This window comes from Citrobacter sp. Igbk 16, from assembly GCF_028069755.1.
GTDB lineage: Bacteria > Pseudomonadota > Gammaproteobacteria > Enterobacterales > Enterobacteriaceae > Citrobacter.
This window is the reverse complement of sequence record NZ_JANEWJ010000021.1, coordinates 45,949-65,548: the sequence shown is the minus strand read 5'-3', so window position 1 is coordinate 65,548 and position 19,600 is coordinate 45,949. Positions and strand designations below refer to the sequence as shown.

The following is a 19,600-nucleotide window of genomic DNA, read 5'->3' as shown; positions in this document are numbered from 1 at the left end:
TCAACCATCAATAAAAACATCTGCCAGTGATTTATGGCAAAGCAACAGGGAAAGTCCCTCAAGCTCCGCCCACACTGACTGACCATAGTCTTGTTTAAGCGTAATTTCCGTACGTGTTAACAGCGTGACCGCCTGACGTAACTGCGTGGGGGTCAGTCGGTTTAACGCATCTCCCATCATGCCACGGCGATTTTGCCATACCCGATGTTTGTCAAACAATGCCCGTAATGGGGTATGGGCCGACTGCCGTTTCAGGTTCACCAGCAGTAATAATTCCCGCTGCAGAGTACGTAACAAAATAACGGGTTCACTGCCTTCAAGACGAAGCTGTTGCAGAATATGCAGCGCGCGCTTGCTTTTGCCCATCAGCAGCGCATCCACCCAGTGGAAGGGAGTAAAGTGCGCGGCATCGTTAACGGCTTGCTCCACGCGAGGCAGCGTTAATTTACCGTCAGGCCAAAGTAGCGACAACCGCTCCAGCGCCTGCGCTAACGCTAACAGATTGCCTTCGTAGCAATAGCATAAGAGCTGGTTGGCGGCGTCATCCAGCTGCAGATTATGGTGCTTCGCCCTAGCGGCTACCCAACGCGGAAGCTGTGCCTGTTCAGGTGTCTGGCAACTGACCAGCACCGCGTTATTCGCCAGTCCGGAATACCATGCGGCGTTTTCCTGGGCTTTGGTCAGCTTGTTACCACGAACAATAAGCAGCAGATCGTCATGTAGCAGCGTGACGAGCGAAGCAAGTTGTTCGTTAATGGCGGCATTGGGGCCATTTTCTGGCAGCTGCAGGAGTAACGTTTGACGGCTGGCAAACAGGCTCATCGCCTGGCAAAGGGAAAAGATTGCGCCCCAGTCGGTGCTGGTATCGAGGGTGAACGTATGGTGTTCTTCGAACCCTTGCGCGGCGGCAGCCATACGGACGATGTCCTGGCTCTCCTGCAACAACAGGGGGTCATTGCCCAGTAATAAATACGCCGCGCGCAGCCCTTCATTGAGCTGTGCGCGGAGTTGTTCAGGGTACAACTTGAGCATCAGTTACCCAGCGTGGTGGAAACACGCGCCGGAGAGGAGGACGCTGGCGCTGCAGTTTTCACTGCAGGCTCGACGTCATCACTGGATGACTGAACATCAGCAATATGTACGCTTGGCAGTTTACGAATCAACTGCTCGGCCGCCTTGTCGTACATCTCTTTAACGATCATCTCCTGCTCGTTATCCTTCGCCAGTGCCGCTTGCGGGTTGTCGAAGAATGAACGATAGACTTTAGCGCTGATCGGGTAAATATCATGGCCCGGGATCAGGACTGAAGCACTAACGGACATCACCATCTGGTATTCAGCGGTTTGACCGTTCTGGAACACGGACGCGGTATCCTGCGAAATGCTGACTGCACCAAGGCGTAAGGACGGAACGTCTTTGCGCGTTGAGCTGTCTTCCAGCAGTGTAACGCCATTCAAACGCAGCTGATTACGCACCGCACGGCTTAACGGGCCGTTCGGATCGCCCGTGACCAGAATCATGGTTTTCATCGTGGGGGGAACCTGCGTAGTACTACGCAGATGCCAGCCACACCCGGCGGTGACAAGCACCACCAGGGATAACAACAATGTTGTCAGATGTCGCACGCTTCCTCCCGCGCTTAGCCAACGACCAGATTGAGGAGTTTACCCGGTACATAAATCACTTTACGTATGGTAACGCCATCAAGATATTTTGCGACCAGATGCTCCTGGCCAGCACGTTCACGAACCTGCTCTTCAGTGGCGTTTACCGGGACGGTAATTTTACCACGGACTTTGCCGTTGACCTGAACCACGACCAGCGTAGAGTCTTCGACCATTGCGCTTTCGTCAGCAACAGGCCACGGTGCATTGTCGATATCACCTTCGCCTTTCAGCGCTTGCCACAAGGTGAAGCAAACGTGTGGGGTGAACGGGTTAAGCATACGCACAACGGCCAACAGTGCTTCCTGCATCAGGGCTCTGTCCTGCTCGTCTTCCTGCGGTGCTTTTGCCAGCTTGTTCATCAGTTCCATAATCGCCGCAATCGCGGTGTTAAAGGTCTGACGGCGACCGATATCATCAGTCACTTTAGCGATGGTTTTGTGCACGTCACGACGCAGCGTTTTTTGGTCTTCGCTCAATGCATCAACGTTCAATGCAGCCACATCACCTTTGGTGGTGTGCTCGTAAACCAGTTTCCAGACACGTTTCAGGAAGCGGTTTGCCCCTTCTACGCCGGATTCTTGCCATTCCAGTGTCATATCAGCCGGAGAGGCAAACATCATGAACAGACGTACGGTATCCGCACCGTAACGTTCAACCATTACCTGCGGGTCGATACCGTTATTTTTCGATTTGGACATTTTGCTCATGCCGGTATACACCAGTTCATGACCTTGTGCGTCCAGGGCCTTAACGATACGACCTTTTTCGTCGCGCTCAACGATCGCATCAACCGGAGAAACCCAGTTACGCTCGCCGTTTGCGCCAACGTAGTAGAACGCATCTGCCAGCACCATACCCTGGCACAGCAGCTGTTTAGCCGGTTCGTCAGAGTTCACCATGCCCGCGTCGCGCATCAGTTTGTGGAAGAAGCGGAAGTAGAGCAGGTGCATGATGGCGTGTTCAATACCACCAATGTAGATATCAACCGGCAGCCAGTAGTTTGCCGCTTCCGGATCCAGCATCCCTTCGTTGTACTGCGGGCAGGTATAACGCGCGTAGTACCAGGAAGACTCCATAAAAGTATCAAAGGTGTCGGTTTCACGCAGGGCAGGCATACCGTTAACGGTGGTTTTCGCCCACTCCGGATCGGCTTTGATCGGGCTGGTAATACCGTCCATGACGACATCTTCTGGCAGAATCACCGGCAGTTGATCTTCTGGTGTCGGCAGTACGGTGCCGTCTTCCAGCGTGACCATCGGAATTGGCGCACCCCAGTAACGCTGACGGGAAACACCCCAGTCGCGCAGACGGTAGTTAACTTTACGTTCACCCACGCCTTTCGCTACCAGCTTGTCAGCAATGGCGTTGAACGCGTCTTCGAAGGCCAGGCCGTCAAACTCGCCAGAGTTAAACAACACGCCTTTTTCGGTCAGCGCCTGTTCAGACAGATCCGGCTCTGCGCCTTCAGCGGTCAGAATTACCGGCTTGATGGCCAGGCCATACTTGGTCGCAAACTCATAATCGCGCTGATCGTGACCCGGAACGGCCATCACAGCGCCCGTACCGTATTCCATCAGGACAAAGTTTGCTGCCCAAACCGGGATCTCTTCGCCCGTCAGCGGGTGAATGGCTTTAAAGCCGGTATCGACACCTTTCTTCTCCATGGTCGCCATTTCAGCTTCAGCAACCTTGGTGTTGCGACATTCATCGATAAATGCCGCCAGCTCCGGGTTATTTGCCGCCGCTTTTTGCGCCAGCGGGTGACCTGCCGCAACAGCCAGGTAGGTTGCACCCATAAAGGTGTCCGGACGGGTGGTATAGACGGTCAGCGTGTTGTCGTAACCGTTCACGTTGAAGGTGATTTCTACACCTTCAGAGCGGCCAATCCAGTTACGCTGCATTGTTTTAACGGTGTCAGGCCAGTGATCCAGGTTATCCAGATCACGCAGCAGTTCGTCAGCGTAAGCGGTAATTTTGATGAACCACTGTGGGATCTCTTTACGCTCAACTTTGGTATCGCAGCGCCAGCAGCAGCCGTCAATAACCTGTTCGTTTGCCAGTACGGTCTGGTCGTTAGGGCACCAGTTCACCGCAGAGGTTTTCTTGTATACCAGACCTTTTTTGTACAGTTCGGTGAAGAACTTCTGTTCCCAACGGTAGTATTCCGGGGTACAGGTTGCCAGCTCGCGGCTCCAGTCGTAACCAAAGCCCAGCATTTTGAGCTGGTTTTTCATGTATGCGATGTTGTCGTACGTCCACGGTGCTGGCGCGGTGTTGTTCTTAACCGCAGCGCCTTCCGCAGGCAGACCGAACGCATCCCAGCCAATAGGCTGCAGTACGTTTTTGCCCAGCATGCGCTGGTAGCGGGCGATTACGTCACCGATGGTGTAGTTACGCACGTGGCCCATGTGTAGTCGACCAGAAGGATAGGGAAGCATAGACAGGCAGTAATACTTCTCTTTGCTCTCGTCTTCGGTAACTTCAAATGTGCGCTTCTCATCCCAGTGAAGCTGTACTTTGGATTCTATCTCTTCCGGGCGGTATTGCTCTTGCATGGCAGCCAGTGGTCCTGTTTTCAATACAGCTACAAACGTAGCTCTAGATGTGGTGTTTCAGATCCGCATAGCATAGCCCAAACGCCCGCGTCAAAACAGCCTTTCGCGCATTCAGCGTTGAATTCCCGCAAGGATAATTCTTGCACGAATTTACACACTCTGTGGACAGTCTTGCAAAGCGTAGCGTAAATAACGTCTATTATTATAGACAGTTAACGACCCAGGAGGCGAAGCGATGAACAAGGTTGCTCAATATTACCGTGAACTGGTGACGTCACTCAGCGAACGTCTGCGAAATGGCGAACGCGATATTGATGCGCTGGTGGACCAGGCGCGTCAGCGCGTGATGCAAACCGGGGAGTTAACCCGAACCGAGGTGGAAGAGCTTACCCGGGCCGTGAGGCGTGACCTGGAGGAGTTCGCTCTTAGCTATGAAGAGAGCCTTGATGAAGAGAGTGACAGCGTCTTTATGCGGGTTATCAAGGAGAGTATCTGGCAAGAGTTGGCCGATATCACCGACAAAACGCAGCTTGAATGGCGCGAGGTATTTCAGGACCTTAGCCATCATGGGGTTTATCACAGTGGCGAGGTGGTGGGACTGGGAAATCTGGTCTGCGAGAAGTGCCATTTCCATTTAGCGGTTTACACCCCGGATGTGCTGCCGCTGTGTCCGAAATGTGGACACGATCAGTTCCAGCGCCGGCCGTTTGAACCGTAATCGCTTATTGCCGGATGGCGACGCAAAGCCTCTTATCCGGCCTACAAACTGCACGATTTTGTAGGCCGGATAAGCATTAGCGCCATCCAGCGTGTATTAGGCGTAAAACTTCAGACGCTCCGCCAGCAGATCGACAAACCCCTGGCGATCAACGTCCACCATCACACTGGCATTTGGCTTATTGCCGCTCAGGAAGTAGTAGTCCACCACGGTCATTCCCTGGGTATATTTACCCTGCGTTTCCACCCCGACCCACCGCTCAACGGTAGTAAACAGCTCAGGTTTCAGCAGCCAGGCAATGGTGCATGGGTCGTGCAGCGGTGCACCGACAAATCCCCATTTCTCGTCTTTGTGATATTCGAAGAAAAAGTCCAGCAACTCAGCGACAATGGTGGAAATGGGGTTCCCAATCGCACGGAACCGTTCAGTATCTTCACGATGAATTTGTGCTTTATGTGTGACATCAAGCCCCGCCATCACTACCGGAATTCCCGACTGGAACACAATCTCGGCCGCTTCAGGATCAACATAAATATTGAACTCTGCCGCGGGCGTCCAGTTCCCGAGACCCATTGCACCACCCATGATAACGATACGGGCGATCTTAGCGTGCAGTTCAGGATGGCTGTTCAGCAGCAACGCCACGTTCGTTTGCGGCCCGGTGGAGACAATCGTTACCGGCTCATGGCTCTCGCGTAGGGTTTTTGCCATCAACTCAACGGCTGTACAGGCCTGTGGAGCAAAAGCGGGCTCCGGTAGCGCAGGGCCATCCAGACCGCTTTCACCGTGCACGTTGTCGGCGATAATCAGATCGCGCATCAATGGTTTTAGCGCTCCGCCGGCCACTGGAATATCGGTACGGTTAAGCAGCGTCAACATGCGCAACACGTTACGTAACGTTTTATCGGGTGTCTGGTTACCAGCAGAAGAGGTTATCGCTTTAACGTCCAGCTCAGGTGAGGCGAGGGCGAGAACAATTGCGATAGCGTCGTCATGACCTGGATCGCAATCAAACAGAATGGGAAGTGCCATTGTTGCTCCTTGTAAGTGGGACTTTGTGACAAGGTTAACGCTGGGCTGTACATGATTCGAGAAGTGAAGGTATAAAGCGTGAGGTGGCGCGCACCTGAATGTACGCGCCAGTATGATTAGTGCAATATTTTCGCGAGGAAGTCTTTGGCTCGGTCTGATTTTGGATTGGCGAAGAACTCTTCTTTCGGTGAGTCTTCAACAATTTTCCCTTCATCCATAAAGATCACCCGGTTCGCTACTTTCCGCGCAAAGCCCATTTCGTGGGTAACTACCATCATGGTCATCCCTTCATTGGCCAGCTCTACCATAACGTCCAGTACTTCGTTGATCATTTCGGGGTCCAGTGCGGACGTCGGCTCGTCAAACAGCATGGCGATAGGGTCCATACACAGCGCCCGGGCGATAGCGACACGTTGTTGCTGACCCCCTGAGAGTTGTGCCGGAAACTTCTCGGCATGCGCCGCCAGACCAACGCGTTCAAGCAGCTTTTGCGCTTTTGCACGCGCAGGCGCTTTATCGCGTTTAAGCACTTTGACCTGGGCTAGTGTCAAATTCTCGATGATCGACAAATGGGGGAACAGCTCAAAGTGCTGGAACACCATGCCGACGCGGGAGCGTAGTTTGGCCAGATCGGTTTTCTTGTCATTTACGACGGTGCCGTCAACCGTGATGATGCCCTGCTGGACTGGTTCCAGGCCGTTTACCGTCTTGATAAGTGTGGATTTACCGGAGCCTGACGGGCCACAGACCACCACCACTTCTCCTTTTTTCACTTCCGTGGAGCAGTCGGTCAGCACCTGAAAGTGACCATACCATTTAGAAACATTTTTCAGGGTAATCATTAAACTGTCCTTTTCTTCAAATAGCTGACCAACAACGATGCGCTCAGACTGAATACAAAATAAACGGCGCCAGCGAACAGGATCATTTCAACCTGTGTACCGTCACGCTCGCCAATAGTGGAGGCGGTGCGGAAGAAATCTGCCAGACTCAATACGTAGACCAGCGAGGTATCCTGGAACAGTACGATGCCCTGAGTCAGTAGCAGCGGAACCATGGCGCGGAATGCCTGTGGCAATATGATGAGTTTCATTGATTGCCAGTGCGTCATCCCTAGCGCCAGCGCAGCGCTGGACTGCCCGCGAGAGATACTCTGGATCCCGGCACGGATAATTTCCGAGTAGTAGGCCGCTTCGAACATCGAAAACGCGACCATTGCTGAGATCAGGCGAATATCGGTTTTCGGTGACAGCCCCAGCACGTTTTGCAGAAAACCGGGCACAATCAGGTAGAACCACAGCAGCACCATGACCAGAGGGATGGAGCGGAATACGTTGACGTAGATCTTTGCAAACCAGGAAATCGGCGCAAAGCTCGACAGTCGCATGACTGCCAGGAGGGTTCCCCACACGATACCGATGACAACCGCTGTAACGGTGATTTTCAGCGTGATGAGCAGCCCATCCAACAAAAATGGCAGGGAAGGGACGATAGAACTCCAGTCAAATTCGTACATTATTTGCCTCCTAAATTGCCAGGCAGGCGGATTTTACGTTCGACGAGATTCATCACCAGCATAATAAAGGCGTTAATCAGTACATAGGCCAGGGTAATGGCCGTAAATGATTCCCATGCGTGGGCAGAGTAATCCAGCAGTTTTCCCGCCTGTGCAGCCATATCAACCAGACCGATGGTTGAGGCGATGGCTGAGTTCTTCACCAGGTTCATCATCTCTGAGGTCATTGGCGGCACAATCACGCGGTAGGCGTTTGGCAGCAAAACATAGCGGTAGGCCTGTGGCAGCGTTAGCCCCATCGCCAGTGCGGCGTTTTTCTGCCCGCGAGGCAGTGATTGAATCGCGGCACGAACCTGCTCACAGACGCGTGCGGCGGTAAACAGCCCCAGACAAATCATGGAGGAAAGGAAGAACTGGATGTTAGGGTCCAGCTCTGACTTAAACCACATGCCAATATTTTCCGGCAGCAACTCAGGCACGACCAGGTACCAGGTAAAAAATTGAACGATCAGCGGTACGTTACGAAAGAGCTCGACATACAGCGTACCGATCCCGGAAAGGAAACGATTTGGAACGGTGCGTAAGATGCCGAATAACGAGCCCACCAGGAAAGCGATAATCCAGGCGGTGATGGATAATGCGACAGTGACCTGGAAACCGCTCCAGAGCCAGCCAAGATAGGTGGTGTTGCCGAACGGGGCCTGTTGTAAAAAAATACCCCAGTTCCAGTCTATAGACATAAATCTACTCCAGAAAAAAAAGGGTAGCAGCGCTACCCTCGAAGATTGTTATTCAGCGTTTAGCGGTTTTCAGGCCTGATGGGGAACGACCATCAGGCTTATAGTCTGTCCGTGCCAAGTAACAATCGAGAGGGCAAGGTGAACTCGCCCCATTTATTTTAGTTAGTTAAGCGCTTTATCATTCGGTGACTTGAATAGAGCCTTCATTTCGTCTGACAGTTCGAAATTCATGTTCAGGTTTTTCGGTGGAATCGGGTTTTTAAACCACTTATCAAACCATTTTTCCGCCTCGCCTGAAGTCTGAGCCTGGGCAATGGTGTCATCCATCAGCTTTTTGAATTCAGCATCGTCTTTACGCAGCATACAGCCGTAAGCTTCCTGAGATTGCGGCTTGCCAACGATCTCCCAGTTGTCCGGTTTCTTCGCTTTCGCGCGCTCGCCGGCCAGCAGTGCGTCATCCATCATAAAGGCAACGGCGCGACCACTTTCCAGAGTACGGAAAGAGTCACCGTGGTCTTTCGCGCTGATGATGCGCATATCCATTTTTTGCTCTTCGTTCAGTTTGTGCAGCAGCACTTCTGAGGTGGTACCGGAAGTAACGACTACCGCTTTCCCTTTCAGATCAGGAAAATCTTTGATATCGCCACCTTTTTTCGCCAGCAGACGGGTGCCGACAACGAAAATAGTGTCAGAGAAAGCCGCTTGCTTCTGGCGCTCAACGTTGTTGGTGGTGGAACCACACTCAAAGTCGAAGGTGCCATTTTGCAACAGCGGAATACGGTTCTGAGAGGTAATTGGGATCAGTTTCACCTGCAGGTCAGGCTTGTTCAGCTTTTTCTTCACAGCGTCAACAATTGCGTTGGAGTAATCCTGTGAATAGCCGACCACTTTTTGCTGATTATCGTAGTAAGAAAACGGTACCGAGGATTCGCGGTGTCCGACGACGATTACGCCATTTTTAGCGATCTTATCCAGCGTGCTGCCTGCCGCTGGTGCTGCGTCTTCTGCGTGCGCCAGACCAGCGGACATTCCCATAACCAGCATGGCTGTGGCGAGCTTACGTAATTGCATATCCAACTCCTTTATCGTCTGCGCCGGTGACGCATTGATACCCATTGTGATGTTGTTATTGTTTGCTACTTAAACGTGCAGTCTTGTATATGTTTGTTAACATTTAGTTTGGATGAATGTAAAGAATTTGCTGTGTTATTGTTTATTTTTGCGAAGTGCGCCGCACCATTTGGGGGCAAAAATATCTTGTTGCACTTTTCAGGTGCTACCTTCGCTCAACTTTGGTGCGACCAGGTTGCACATTCAGCCAAAACAGCGTTTGCCTTGTATAACAAAGCAATAGACGTGCCAGAATGGGAGAGGAGTAAGCCGGATAAGCGCAGCGCCATCCGGCGGAGGAGGCATGATGGCCGGGCGGCGGCGTACCGCCTTATCCGGCCTGCGAATTTAACGGCGGCGTTGGCGCAGGCTCATCACGACTGCACCGAAACCAAACAGTGCGGTAAGCAGCCACAGTGGCCAGTTACCGGTTCGCGCATATGGGGTTAAGCCCGTGGTTGGCGTAACGCTGGTGGTCAGTACCTGACGGGTAAACTGCGGGATCATCGCCTGAATTTCACCTTGCGGGCCAATCACCGCGGTAATACCGTTATTGGTGCTACGCAGCAGCGGGCGTGCCAGCTCCAGAGAACGCATACGCGCCATCTGGAAATGTTGCCACGGACCGATCGACTTACCGAACCAGGCATCGTTAGAGATGGTCAACAGATAGTCAGTATCCGGGCGGAAGTTGTCACGTACCTGTTCGCCAAGAATAATTTCGTAGCAGATTGCCGCTGTCAGTTTGAAACCATGCGCATGGAGCTGGGGCTGAACATATGGCCCACGGCTGAATGACGACATCGGAAGATCAAAGAACGGTGCTAACGGGCGCAGAATCGATTCCAGCGGAACAAACTCACCAAATGGGACGAGGTGATTTTTGTTATAGCGATTGGTCGAGTCATAACTGTACGGACTGTCTTTACCCAGCGTAATGATGGTGTTGTAGGTATCGTAACGGTTCTGCTTGTTGAGGCGAGCGTCGACAATGCCGGTGATCAGCGTGCTGTTTTTGGATTTCAGCAGGTCATCCATCATGCTCAGAAAACGCTGCTGATTAATTTCCAGATCCGGGATTGCAGACTCCGGCCAGATAATTAGCTGCGATTTACCCATCTCTTGCTCGGTAGCATCAAGGTAAATCTTCAGCGTGTTAAGTAGCTGGCCCTCATCCCACTTCAGCGACTGTGGAATGTCGCCTTGCACCATCGATACCTGCGTGGTTTTTTCAGGTTCCAGCGTATACCACTGGATATAGCGAAGCGGGAAGGGCAGTGCGAAGAGGATCACGGCCACAACCAGCGGACGCCAGTTACGGCTGACTAACGCCAGCACCAGCAGGCCGCTGACTATCATCAACAGGAAGTTGATTGCTTCTACGCCCATTACCGGTGCAAGCCCTTTAAGCGGGCCATCAATTTGGCTGTAGCCAAACTGCAACCATGGGAAGCCGGTCAGAACCCAGCCGCGCAGGAATTCAGTTATCTGCCAGATAACCGGCGCGGCAATCGCTACCCGAATCCAGTTAGTTTTCGGCCACAGACGCGACAGAATGCCAGCAAACAGACCGGTGTAGAGCGACAGGTAGGCGGCAAGCAGAACCACGAGAAAAACGTTTACCGGCCCCGGCATGCCGCCAAATTGCGCGATGCTGACGTAGACCCAGTTGATGCCTGAACCAAACAGCCCCATTCCCCAGAAGTAGCCAATGGCAGCAGACTGGAGTGGACGGCGGTTGAGGGTGAGGGCCTGCAGACCCATCAGCGAAATAATCGCGGCGGGCCAGATGTCATACGGAGAGAACGCCAGCGTCCCGCAGGCACCGAATAATAACGCCAGCAGCAGGCGAATGCGCTGGCGTTCAATTAATGGGGCAAATGCCATGTAGTGTATGATCCAGTTTCGGGTTTATTCGTCCAGTTTGGGCTGGGGTGAGTCGTCCGGAATTCTGACATGAACCTGAATAATACGACGGCTGTCAGCCATCGCCACTTTGAACTGGTAACCATCGATGTCGATGGTCTCACCGCGAGCGGGTAAATGACCAAAGGCCTGCATAACCAGCCCGCCAATGGTATCAACTTCTTCGTCGCTAAAGTGGGTCCCGAAGGCTTCGTTGAAGTCTTCAATCGGCGCCAGCGCGCGAATAGTCCAGGTGTGACGGCTGAGCTGACGGAAGTCGATATCGTCTTCTTCGTCGTACTCATCTTCAATTTCACCGACGATCAGCTCAAGAATGTCTTCGATGGTCACCAGACCAGACACGCCGCCGAATTCGTCGATGACGATTGCCATATGGTAACGCTGGGAGCGGAACTCTTTCAACATGCGATCAACACGCTTGCTCTCAGGGACAACAACCGCCTGGCGTAACACTTTCTCCATGCTGAATGCTTCGGCATCGCTGCGCATAAAGGGCAGCAGATCCTTGGCCATCAGAATCCCTTCAATGTGATCTTTGTCTTCGCTGATCACCGGAAAACGCGAGTGGGCAGACTCGATAATGACATCAAGGCATTCGTCCAGAGTCTGGTTGCGTTTCAGGGTAATCATCTGAGAGCGGGGGATCATGATGTCGCGAACGCGCTGGTCCGCAATGTCCATCACCCCTTCGAGCATATCGCGCGTATCTTCATCGATAAGGTCGTTCTGCCCGGAATCACGGATCAGCTCCAACAGTTCGTCACGGTTTTTCGGTTCACCGTGGAAAAGTTGGCTCAGTAACAGGGAAAAAAATCCCTTTTTGCTGGTTAACGTGTCACTACTGTGTGAATTGTCGTCGCTCATGGCGTCGTATGGGTTCTCATGTTAGTTAATAGGTCGCTCAATGCGCGTAAACTCAGCGCATGGCTTCATGGGAAGCCCGGGCAGATGCCCGACGGCTTATTCCTTCTCGGCAATGTACGGATCCTCATAGCCCAGAGCAAGCATAATCTCTGTTTCGAGGGATTCCATCTCTTCTGCTTCGTCATCTTCAATATGGTCGTAGCCCAATAAATGCAGGCTACCATGTACCACCATATGCGCCCAGTGGGCCTCAAGCGGTTTGCCTTGCTCCTGAGCTTCTTTCTCAACCACCTGGCGGCAGATGACCAGATCGCCCAGCAGCGGCATTTCAATGCCCGGAGGCGCTTCAAACGGGAAAGAGAGCACGTTGGTTGATTTATCTTTCCCGCGATAGGTCAGGTTCAGCTCGTGGCTTTCAGCGTCATCGACCAAACGAATCGTGACCTCTGACTCTTCCTGAAACTGTGGGATCACGGCATCCAGCCATGTCTGAAACTGACTTTCTGGTGGTAAGCCGGATTCGTTTTCGCATGCCAGCTGTAAATCGAGAATAACCTGACTCATTTTTGCTCCTGCTCCTGAGCTTCGCGCTTGCGTTCTGCCGCCAGCTCGGCTTTGCGTTTTTGTTCTGCTTCTTCCCAGGCTTCATATGCCGTCACGATACGGGCAACAACCGGGTGGCGTACCACGTCTTCGCTATGGAAGAAATTAAAGCTAATCTCATCGACTTCGGCCAGCACTTCAATGGCATGACGCAGACCAGACTTGGTGCTGCGCGGCAGGTCAATCTGCGTGATGTCCCCGGTAATGACGGCTTTGGAGTTAAAGCCGATACGGGTCAGGAACATTTTCATCTGTTCGATGGTGGTGTTCTGGCTCTCATCAAGAATGATGAACGCATCGTTTAACGTGCGGCCACGCATATAGGCCAACGGTGCGACCTCGATGACATTGCGCTCAATCAGCTTCTCGACCTTTTCAAAACCCAGCATTTCGAACAGCGCATCATACAGTGGACGCAAATACGGATCGACTTTCTGGCTCAGATCGCCTGGCAGGAAACCCAGTTTTTCACCGGCTTCAACCGCCGGACGGGTTAGCAGAATACGGCGGATCTCCTGACGCTCTAGCGCATCGACGGCAGCAGCAACCGCAAGGTACGTTTTACCCGTACCCGCAGGGCCAACGCCGAAGGTGATGTCGTGATCGAGGATGTTGGCGATGTACTGCGCCTGGTTCGGCGTACGCGGTTTAATCACTCCGCGCTTGGTTTTGATATTCACCGCTTTGCCAAATTCCGGCACGCTGTCCGCGCTTTGCTCAAGCACACGCGCTTCTTTAATCGCCAGATGAATTTGCTCAGGCTCGATGTCCTGCGTCTGACCGCGCATTGGGGCGGTATCGACATACAGGCTGCGTAAAATATCAGCCGCAGCGGTGACGCAAATTGGGCGACCGGTCAGTTTGAAGTGGTTATCGCGGCGGTTAATTTCGATGCCGAGACGACGCTCCAGTTGTTTTATGTTGTCATCAAATGGCCCGCAAAGGCTCAACAGGCGGGCATTGTCTGCGGGTTCAAGGGTAATTTCGCGAGTGTCTATGTTCAAACTGTTCCTCTTATGCATGTCTCGCCGGACGCTGAACATTTACCGGCATCTAAGGAAATTATTCACGCCATGGGGGAAAGGCGCAAGCATTGCGATAAATATGGGGGTGCCTGGGCGGATTACAAGGCCCGCCGGAGCAGCGAGCCTGGAAGTGTAAGCCCGATAAGTGCAGCACCATCGGGCATTATTTGCGTATTTCAGCAGGATTACGGCTGATAAATACCGACACCCAGATCGTTTTCTTTACGGGTACGTGCGATCACTGACTCCGGGGTTTCTGCGATGCGCAGGCCCATTTCGTCTTCAGTGCGCACGACTTTGCCGCGCAGGGAGTTCGTCCAGACATCGGTAATTTCAACATCCACAAACTTACCGACCATTTCCGGGGTTCCTTCGAAGTTCACCACGCGGTTATTTTCGGTACGACCTGATAGCTCCATGATGCTCTTACGCGATGTACCTTCTACCAGAATACGCTGAGTCGTGCCAAGCATACGACGGCTCCAGGCCATGGCTTGCTGGTTAATACGCTCCTGCAGGATGTACAGACGCTGTTTTTTCTCTTCTTCCGGCACATCGTCAACCATATCGGCTGCTGGAGTGCCAGGGCGCGCAGAGAAGATAAAGCTGTAACTCATGTCGAAATTGACATCAGCGATCAGCTTCATGGTCTGCTCGAAGTCCTGGGTGGTTTCACCTGGGAAGCCGACGATGAAGTCGGAGCTAATCTGGATATCCGGACGTGCTGCGCGCAGTTTACGGATGATCGCTTTGTATTCCAGCGCGGTATGGGTACGACCCATCAGGTTTAGCACACGATCCGAACCGCTCTGTACCGGCAGGTGCAGGAAGCTCACCAGTTCTGGCGTATCACGGTAGACCTCAACGATATCATCGGTGAATTCGATCGGATGGCTGGTGGTAAATCGGATACGGTCAATGCCGTCGATTGCAGCGACCAGACGGAGTAGATCAGCGAACGAACCGATCGTGCCATCGTAGTTTTCACCACGCCAGGCGTTGACGTTTTGCCCCAGCAGGTTCACTTCGCGTACGCCTTGCGCCGCAAGCTGGGCGATTTCAAACAGGATATCATCCGCCGGGCGGCTGACTTCTTCACCACGGGTGTAGGGCACCACGCAGTAAGTACAATATTTATTGCAGCCTTCCATGATGGACACAAACGCGCTTGGGCCTTCGGCACGCGGTTCCGGCAGACGATCGAACTTTTCGATCTCCGGGAAGCTGATATCTACCACCGGGCTACGGGTATTGCTACCGCGCACTTTGTTGATCATTTCCGGCAGACGATGCAGAGTTTGCGGCCCGAAAATAATATCGACGTAGTGTGCGCGTTGGCGAATATGGTCGCCTTCCTGAGATGCCACGCAGCCACCAACACCAATGATGAGATCGGGATTTTTCTCTTTTAAGAGCTTCCAGCGACCTAACTGATGGAAGACTTTTTCCTGAGCCTTCTCGCGGATTGAGCAGGTATTCAGCAGCAGCACATCCGCTTCTTCCGCCACGTCGGTCAGTTGATACCCGTGAGTGGCATCCAGCAGATCGGCCATCTTCGATGAATCGTATTCGTTCATCTGACAGCCCCAGGTTTTAATATGGAGTTTTTTGGTCATCGACTTGCTCTTGCGAAATTGTGGCTGAAATGCAGGGCGCATAGTGTACTGCTTTGGCGCGGTTGTGACCAGTATGACGGATGTCAGCCTCAAGGGGTAAAAAATCCTGTAAACTTACACAATACATGTAACAGGATGATTGACCATGACAAATCAACCAACGGAAATTGCCATTGTCGGCGGGGGGATGGTCGGCGGCGCGCTGGCGCTGGGACTGGCGCAGCACGGATTTACGGTAACGGTTATCGAGCATGCCGTGCCCGCGCCGTTTGTGGCTGACGGACAGCCGGATGTCAGAATTTCGGCCATCAGTTCCGCTTCGGTATCGCTGCTTAAGGGGCTGGGCGTCTGGGATACGGTGCAGGGGATGCGCAGCCATCCTTATCGTCGGCTGGAGACGTGGGAATGGGAAAATGCCCATGTGGTGTTTGATGCTGCGGAGCTTAAGCTGCCGTTGCTGGGTTACATGGTGGAGAATACCGTCCTGCAACAAGCGCTCTGGCAGGCGCTGGAAGCTCACCCTAAAGTGACGTTGCGCGTGCCCACATCGCTGATTTCTTTACATCGGCATAATGACCGGCATGAACTTGAGCTGGCAGATGGTGGAAAAATCAACGCGAAGCTGGTGATCGGTGCTGATGGTGCCAACTCCCAGGTACGCAAAATGGCCGGGATTGGCATCCATGCCTGGCAATACGCGCAATCTTGTATGCTGATAACTGTCCAGTGTGAAAACGCACCCGGAGACAGCACCTGGCAGCAGTTTACCCCTGACGGTCCGCGTGCATTTTTACCGTTGTTCGACGACTGGGCTTCGTTGGTGTGGTACGACACCCCGGCGCGTATCCGTCAGTTACAAAGCTTAAGCATGGCGCAACTCCAGACAGAGATAGGCAAACATTTCCCATCGCGACTGGGTAACGTGCTGCCTGTGGCTGCAGGCGCATTTCCTCTTACGCGTCGTCATGCGTTGCAGTATGTTCAGCCGGGGTTGGCGCTGGTCGGTGATGCCGCACATACCATTCATCCATTGGCGGGGCAGGGCGTTAATCTGGGTTTTCGTGATGTCGATGCGTTGATTGATGTGCTGGTGAACGCGCGCAGCTACGGTGAATCCTGGGCCAGTCAGCCGGTGCTCAAGCGCTATCAGAATCGCCGTATGACCGATAATTTTATCATGCAGAGTGGCATGGATTTGTTCTACGCCGGATTCAGTAATAACCTGCAACCGCTGCGCATCATACGTAATCTAGGACTAATGGCTGCAGAACGCGCAGGCGTGTTGAAACGCCAGGCGCTGAAGTATGCGCTAGGGTTGTAGCTCGGGTAGTACCTGATGTCGCTACGCTTATCAGGCCTACAAGTCATGTAGGCCTGATAAGGATTGCCGTCAACCGGCGTTAGAAAAGCAAAAAGCTCGCCGAAGCGAGCTTTTTTAATATGGCTGGGGTACGAGGATTCGAACCTCGGAATGCTGGTATCAGAAACCAGAGCCTTACCGCTTGGCGATACCCCAACGGGTGCACCCACAAAGTGGATGACTTCTTTAATATGGCTGGGGTACGAGGATTCGAACCTCGGAATGCTGGTATCAGAAACCAGAGCCTTACCGCTTGGCGATACCCCAACAATTTTTTGGATTTACCGAACGAGTCGATACGTCCTTAATATGGTGGCTACGACGGGATTCGAACCTGTGACCCCATCATTATGAGTGATGTGCTCTAACCAGCTGAGCTACGTAGCCTGATACTATCATATTCTTCGATGGCTGGGGTACCTGGATTCGAACCAGGGAATGCCGGTATCAAAAACCGGTGCCTTACCGCTTGGCGATACCCCAATGACCGTCGCGGTGAACCGCTATATCGAAGAAAAAATGGCTGGGGTACCTGGATTCGAACCAGGGAATGCCGGTATCAAAAACCGGTGCCTTACCGCTTGGCGATACCCCATCCGTGCAACGCTTACGGGTGAATGGTGCGGGAGGCGAGACTTGAACTCGCACACCTTGCGGCGCCAGAACCTAAATCTGGTGCGTCTACCAATTTCGCCACTCCCGCAAAAAAGATGGTGGCTACGACGGGATTCGAACCTGTGACCCCATCATTATGAGTGATGTGCTCTAACCAGCTGAGCTACGTAGCCATCTTTTTTTCGCGTAACCTTATCGGCGTTGCGGGGCGCATTATGCGTATTGAGCCTTGAAGCGTCAACCCCTTTTTCATTGAAAATAGCTGGAATGTGACTGTTTGGTTAGGTTGCGAACAGCATGACGCAATATTCGGCAATTATTAGTTATTAATTGTTTTTTCGCACGTTAAATCGACATAAAAAAAGAGCCCCGCAGGGCTCTTTGCTGATGATTCGCTTACTTATAGGCTGACTGATGCACGCCAACCGCGCGACCAGACGGATCGTTCATGGTTTTGAACGCTTCATCCCATTCAATGGCTTTTGCTGAAGAACAGGCAACAGAAGGGCCACCAGGAACACATTCAGCCGCGCTGGCAACCGGGAACAGTTCCTCAAAAATCTCACGATACAAATACGCTTCTTTAGATGATGGCGTGTTATACGGGAAGCGGAAGCTGGCGGTTTCCAGTTGTTGGTCGGAAACTTGCTCTGCAGCGACTTCTTTCAGCGTGTCAATCCAGCTGTAACCGACGCCGTCAGAGAACTGCTCTTTCTGACGCCACGCCACGCTGGCGGGCAGATACGATTCAAAACATTCGCGCAGGACATGTTTTTCCATTTTTCCGTTGCCGCACATTTTGTCCTGTGGGTTGATGCGCATTGCCACATCAAGGAATTTTTTGTCCAGGAAAGGCACACGGGCTTCGACACCCCAGGCAGACATTGCTTTGTTGGCACGGGCGCAGTCGAACATGTGCAGCGCCTGCAGTTTACGCACGGTTTCTTCGTGCAACTCTTTCGCGTCTGGCGCTTTGTGGAAGTAGAGATAGCCGCCAAACACTTCATCTGACCCTTCACCCGATAACACCATTTTAATGCCCATTGCTTTAATCTTGCGCGACATTAAGTACATCGGCGTTGAGGCACGAATGGTTGTGACATCATAGGTTTCGATGTGATAAATCACGTCGCGAATAGCATCCAGACCTTCCTGCACGGTGAAATGGATCTCGTGGTGGACAGTACCAAGGTGGTTTGCCACTTCCTGCGCGGCTTTCAGGTCCGGTGCGCCTTCAAGGCCAACCGCGAAAGAGTGCAGTTGCGGCCACCAGGCTTCACTGCGTTCCTGATCTTCTACACGACGCGCCGCATACTTTTTCGTGATGGCGGAAATCACGGAGGAGTCCAGACCACCGGATAACAGCACGCCGTAAGGAACATCGGACATCAGGTGACTTTTCACGGCATCTTCCAGTGCCTGACGCAGCTCGTTTTTATCCGTAACGTTGTCTTTTACTGCATCGTAATCAAACCAGTCACGCTGGTAATACTGACGAATTTCGCCGTCTTTACTCCACAGATAGCTACCGGCCGGGAATTCTTTGATTGTGCGGCATACCGGAACCAGCGCCTTCATTTCAGACGCAACGTAGAAGTTACCGTGTTCGTCGTAGCCCATATACAGTGGGATGATGCCGATGTGATCGCGGCCAATCAGGTAAGCGTCCTGCTCGCTGTCGTACAGTGCGAAGGCAAACATGCCTTGCAGGTCATCCAGAAACTCTGGACCTTTTTCCTGATACAGCGCAAGGATCACTTCGCAGTCAGAACCGGTCTGGAACTGATAGCGATCGCCGTATTCAGCACGCAGCGCCTGATGGTTATAAATCTCACCGTTAACAGCCAGGATATGTGTTTTCTTCACGTTATACAGCGGCTGAGCGCCCGCATTGACGTCGACAATAGACAGACGTTCGTGCGCCAGAATGGCGTTGTCACTGGCGTGAATACCAGACCAGTCCGGGCCGCGGTGGCGCATCAGACGGGACAATTCCAGAGCCTTTTTACGCAGTTCAACTGCGTCTGTTTTAATATCGAATACGCCAAAAATAGAACACATAACCTTCTCCGTTAACCTGTTGCGTGATGCTTTTTATGTTTGCTTGATAAAGAAAATGCCGCAAAGCCGCTGGGGGCGCAAGGAGTTTGGCGCGCTGAAAATAAAAAACTCAATGATGATTGTTGAATGGTGAAAAAAGATTACGTAATGAGCGCATTTATTGATGAATCATCAATAAAATGGCAATTTTAT

The 19,600-nt window shown here is 52.6% G+C and carries 16 protein-coding genes and 7 tRNA genes; 2 read left to right on the top strand and 21 right to left on the bottom strand.

What is annotated here, in order from left to right; all coding sequences use genetic code 11:
• From holA to leuS, 3 genes are read right to left on the bottom strand one after another with little or no spacing between them, the layout of a single operon-like run.
• Positions 1-1,032: a DNA polymerase III subunit delta gene (gene holA, locus NNO03_RS14925; protein ID WP_271449867.1), complete on the bottom strand. Its 1,032-nt coding sequence runs from the start codon at positions 1,030-1,032 to the stop codon at positions 1-3.
• Positions 1,032-1,625: an LPS assembly lipoprotein LptE gene (gene lptE, locus NNO03_RS14920; RefSeq protein WP_271441574.1), complete on the bottom strand. Its 594-nt coding sequence runs from the start codon at positions 1,623-1,625 to the stop codon at positions 1,032-1,034. The genes holA and lptE overlap by 1 nt, the downstream gene beginning before the upstream one ends.
• Positions 1,626-1,639: 14 nt before the next feature.
• Positions 1,640-4,222, bottom strand: a complete 2,583-nt coding sequence (gene leuS / locus NNO03_RS14915) for a leucine--tRNA ligase (RefSeq protein WP_271449866.1) — start codon at positions 4,220-4,222, stop codon at positions 1,640-1,642.
• Between the two features lie 235 nt (positions 4,223-4,457).
• Between leuS and NNO03_RS14910 the strand changes: the two genes are divergently transcribed.
• The gene (locus tag NNO03_RS14910) at positions 4,458-4,940 is read left to right on the top strand and encodes a zinc ribbon-containing protein (protein WP_271449865.1); all 483 of its coding nucleotides are present in this window, start codon (positions 4,458-4,460) and stop codon (positions 4,938-4,940) included.
• A gap of 96 nt (positions 4,941-5,036) precedes the next feature.
• On the opposite strand, the gene rihA is transcribed toward NNO03_RS14910, so the two are convergent.
• The 10 genes from rihA to miaB all read right to left on the bottom strand — a co-directional run bounded on the left by rihA (position 5,037) and on the right by miaB (position 15,372).
• Positions 5,037-5,972, bottom strand: a complete 936-nt coding sequence (gene rihA / locus NNO03_RS14905) for a pyrimidine-specific ribonucleoside hydrolase RihA (protein ID WP_271441576.1) — start codon at positions 5,970-5,972, stop codon at positions 5,037-5,039.
• A 116-nt stretch (positions 5,973-6,088) separates the two neighbouring features.
• Positions 6,089-6,814 carry a glutamate/aspartate ABC transporter ATP-binding protein GltL gene (gene gltL / locus NNO03_RS14900; protein ID WP_042309800.1) on the bottom strand — a complete coding sequence of 242 codons (726 nt, stop codon included), beginning with the start codon at positions 6,812-6,814 and terminating at the stop codon, positions 6,089-6,091.
• Complete coding sequence (gene gltK / locus NNO03_RS14895) at positions 6,814-7,488, bottom strand: glutamate/aspartate ABC transporter permease GltK (RefSeq protein ID WP_271449864.1); 675 nt, start codon at positions 7,486-7,488, stop codon at positions 6,814-6,816. The genes gltL and gltK overlap by 1 nt, the downstream gene beginning before the upstream one ends.
• Positions 7,488-8,228 (bottom strand): glutamate/aspartate ABC transporter permease GltJ, encoded by a 741-nt coding sequence (gene gltJ / locus NNO03_RS14890; RefSeq protein WP_271441577.1) that lies wholly within the window; start codon positions 8,226-8,228, stop codon positions 7,488-7,490. Before gltJ ends, gltK begins: the two co-directional genes overlap by 1 nt.
• Before the next feature lie 162 nt (positions 8,229-8,390).
• Positions 8,391-9,299 carry an amino acid ABC transporter substrate-binding protein gene (locus NNO03_RS14885; protein WP_271441578.1) on the bottom strand — a complete coding sequence of 303 codons (909 nt, stop codon included), beginning with the start codon at positions 9,297-9,299 and terminating at the stop codon, positions 8,391-8,393.
• Positions 9,300-9,686: 387 nt separating this feature from the next.
• Positions 9,687-11,225 (bottom strand): apolipoprotein N-acyltransferase, encoded by a 1,539-nt coding sequence (lnt, locus tag NNO03_RS14880; RefSeq protein WP_271441579.1) that lies wholly within the window; start codon positions 11,223-11,225, stop codon positions 9,687-9,689.
• A 24-nt stretch (positions 11,226-11,249) separates the two neighbouring features.
• Positions 11,250-12,128 (bottom strand): CNNM family magnesium/cobalt transport protein CorC, encoded by an 879-nt coding sequence (gene corC / locus NNO03_RS14875; RefSeq protein WP_038638785.1) that lies wholly within the window; start codon positions 12,126-12,128, stop codon positions 11,250-11,252.
• A 96-nt stretch (positions 12,129-12,224) separates the two neighbouring features.
• Positions 12,225-12,692, bottom strand: a complete 468-nt coding sequence (gene ybeY / locus NNO03_RS14870) for an rRNA maturation RNase YbeY (protein ID WP_137384499.1) — start codon at positions 12,690-12,692, stop codon at positions 12,225-12,227.
• Positions 12,689-13,735: a PhoH family protein gene (locus tag NNO03_RS14865; RefSeq protein ID WP_019076268.1), complete on the bottom strand. Its 1,047-nt coding sequence runs from the start codon at positions 13,733-13,735 to the stop codon at positions 12,689-12,691. Before NNO03_RS14865 ends, ybeY begins: the two co-directional genes overlap by 4 nt.
• A gap of 206 nt (positions 13,736-13,941) precedes the next feature.
• Positions 13,942-15,372 carry a tRNA (N6-isopentenyl adenosine(37)-C2)-methylthiotransferase MiaB gene (gene miaB / locus NNO03_RS14860; RefSeq protein WP_202039144.1) on the bottom strand — a complete coding sequence of 477 codons (1,431 nt, stop codon included), beginning with the start codon at positions 15,370-15,372 and terminating at the stop codon, positions 13,942-13,944.
• Positions 15,373-15,517: 145 nt separating this feature from the next.
• Here miaB and ubiF point away from each other — a divergent pair, with 145 nt between their 5' ends.
• Positions 15,518-16,693, top strand: a complete 1,176-nt coding sequence (ubiF, locus tag NNO03_RS14855) for a 3-demethoxyubiquinol 3-hydroxylase (protein ID WP_271449863.1) — start codon at positions 15,518-15,520, stop codon at positions 16,691-16,693.
• Between the two features lie 120 nt (positions 16,694-16,813).
• Here ubiF and NNO03_RS14850 read toward each other — a convergent pair.
• The 8 genes from NNO03_RS14850 to asnB form a co-directional block, all read right to left on the bottom strand.
• Positions 16,814-16,888: transfer RNA gene (locus NNO03_RS14850), tRNA-Gln, on the bottom strand.
• A 36-nt stretch (positions 16,889-16,924) separates the two neighbouring features.
• Positions 16,925-16,999, bottom strand: a tRNA-Gln gene (locus tag NNO03_RS14845).
• Between the two features lie 43 nt (positions 17,000-17,042).
• A tRNA-Met gene (locus NNO03_RS14840) sits at positions 17,043-17,119 on the bottom strand.
• Positions 17,120-17,140: 21 nt separating this feature from the next.
• Positions 17,141-17,215 (bottom strand) — tRNA-Gln (locus NNO03_RS14835).
• 37 nt (positions 17,216-17,252) lie between these two features.
• Positions 17,253-17,327, bottom strand: a tRNA-Gln gene (locus tag NNO03_RS14830).
• A gap of 23 nt (positions 17,328-17,350) precedes the next feature.
• Positions 17,351-17,435 (bottom strand) — tRNA-Leu (locus NNO03_RS14825).
• An 8-nt stretch (positions 17,436-17,443) separates the two neighbouring features.
• A tRNA-Met gene (locus NNO03_RS14820) sits at positions 17,444-17,520 on the bottom strand.
• Positions 17,521-17,743: 223 nt separating this feature from the next.
• Complete coding sequence (gene asnB / locus NNO03_RS14815; RefSeq protein ID WP_271449862.1) at positions 17,744-19,408, bottom strand: asparagine synthase B; 1,665 nt, start codon at positions 19,406-19,408, stop codon at positions 17,744-17,746.
• Positions 19,409-19,600: the final 192 nt, after the last annotated feature.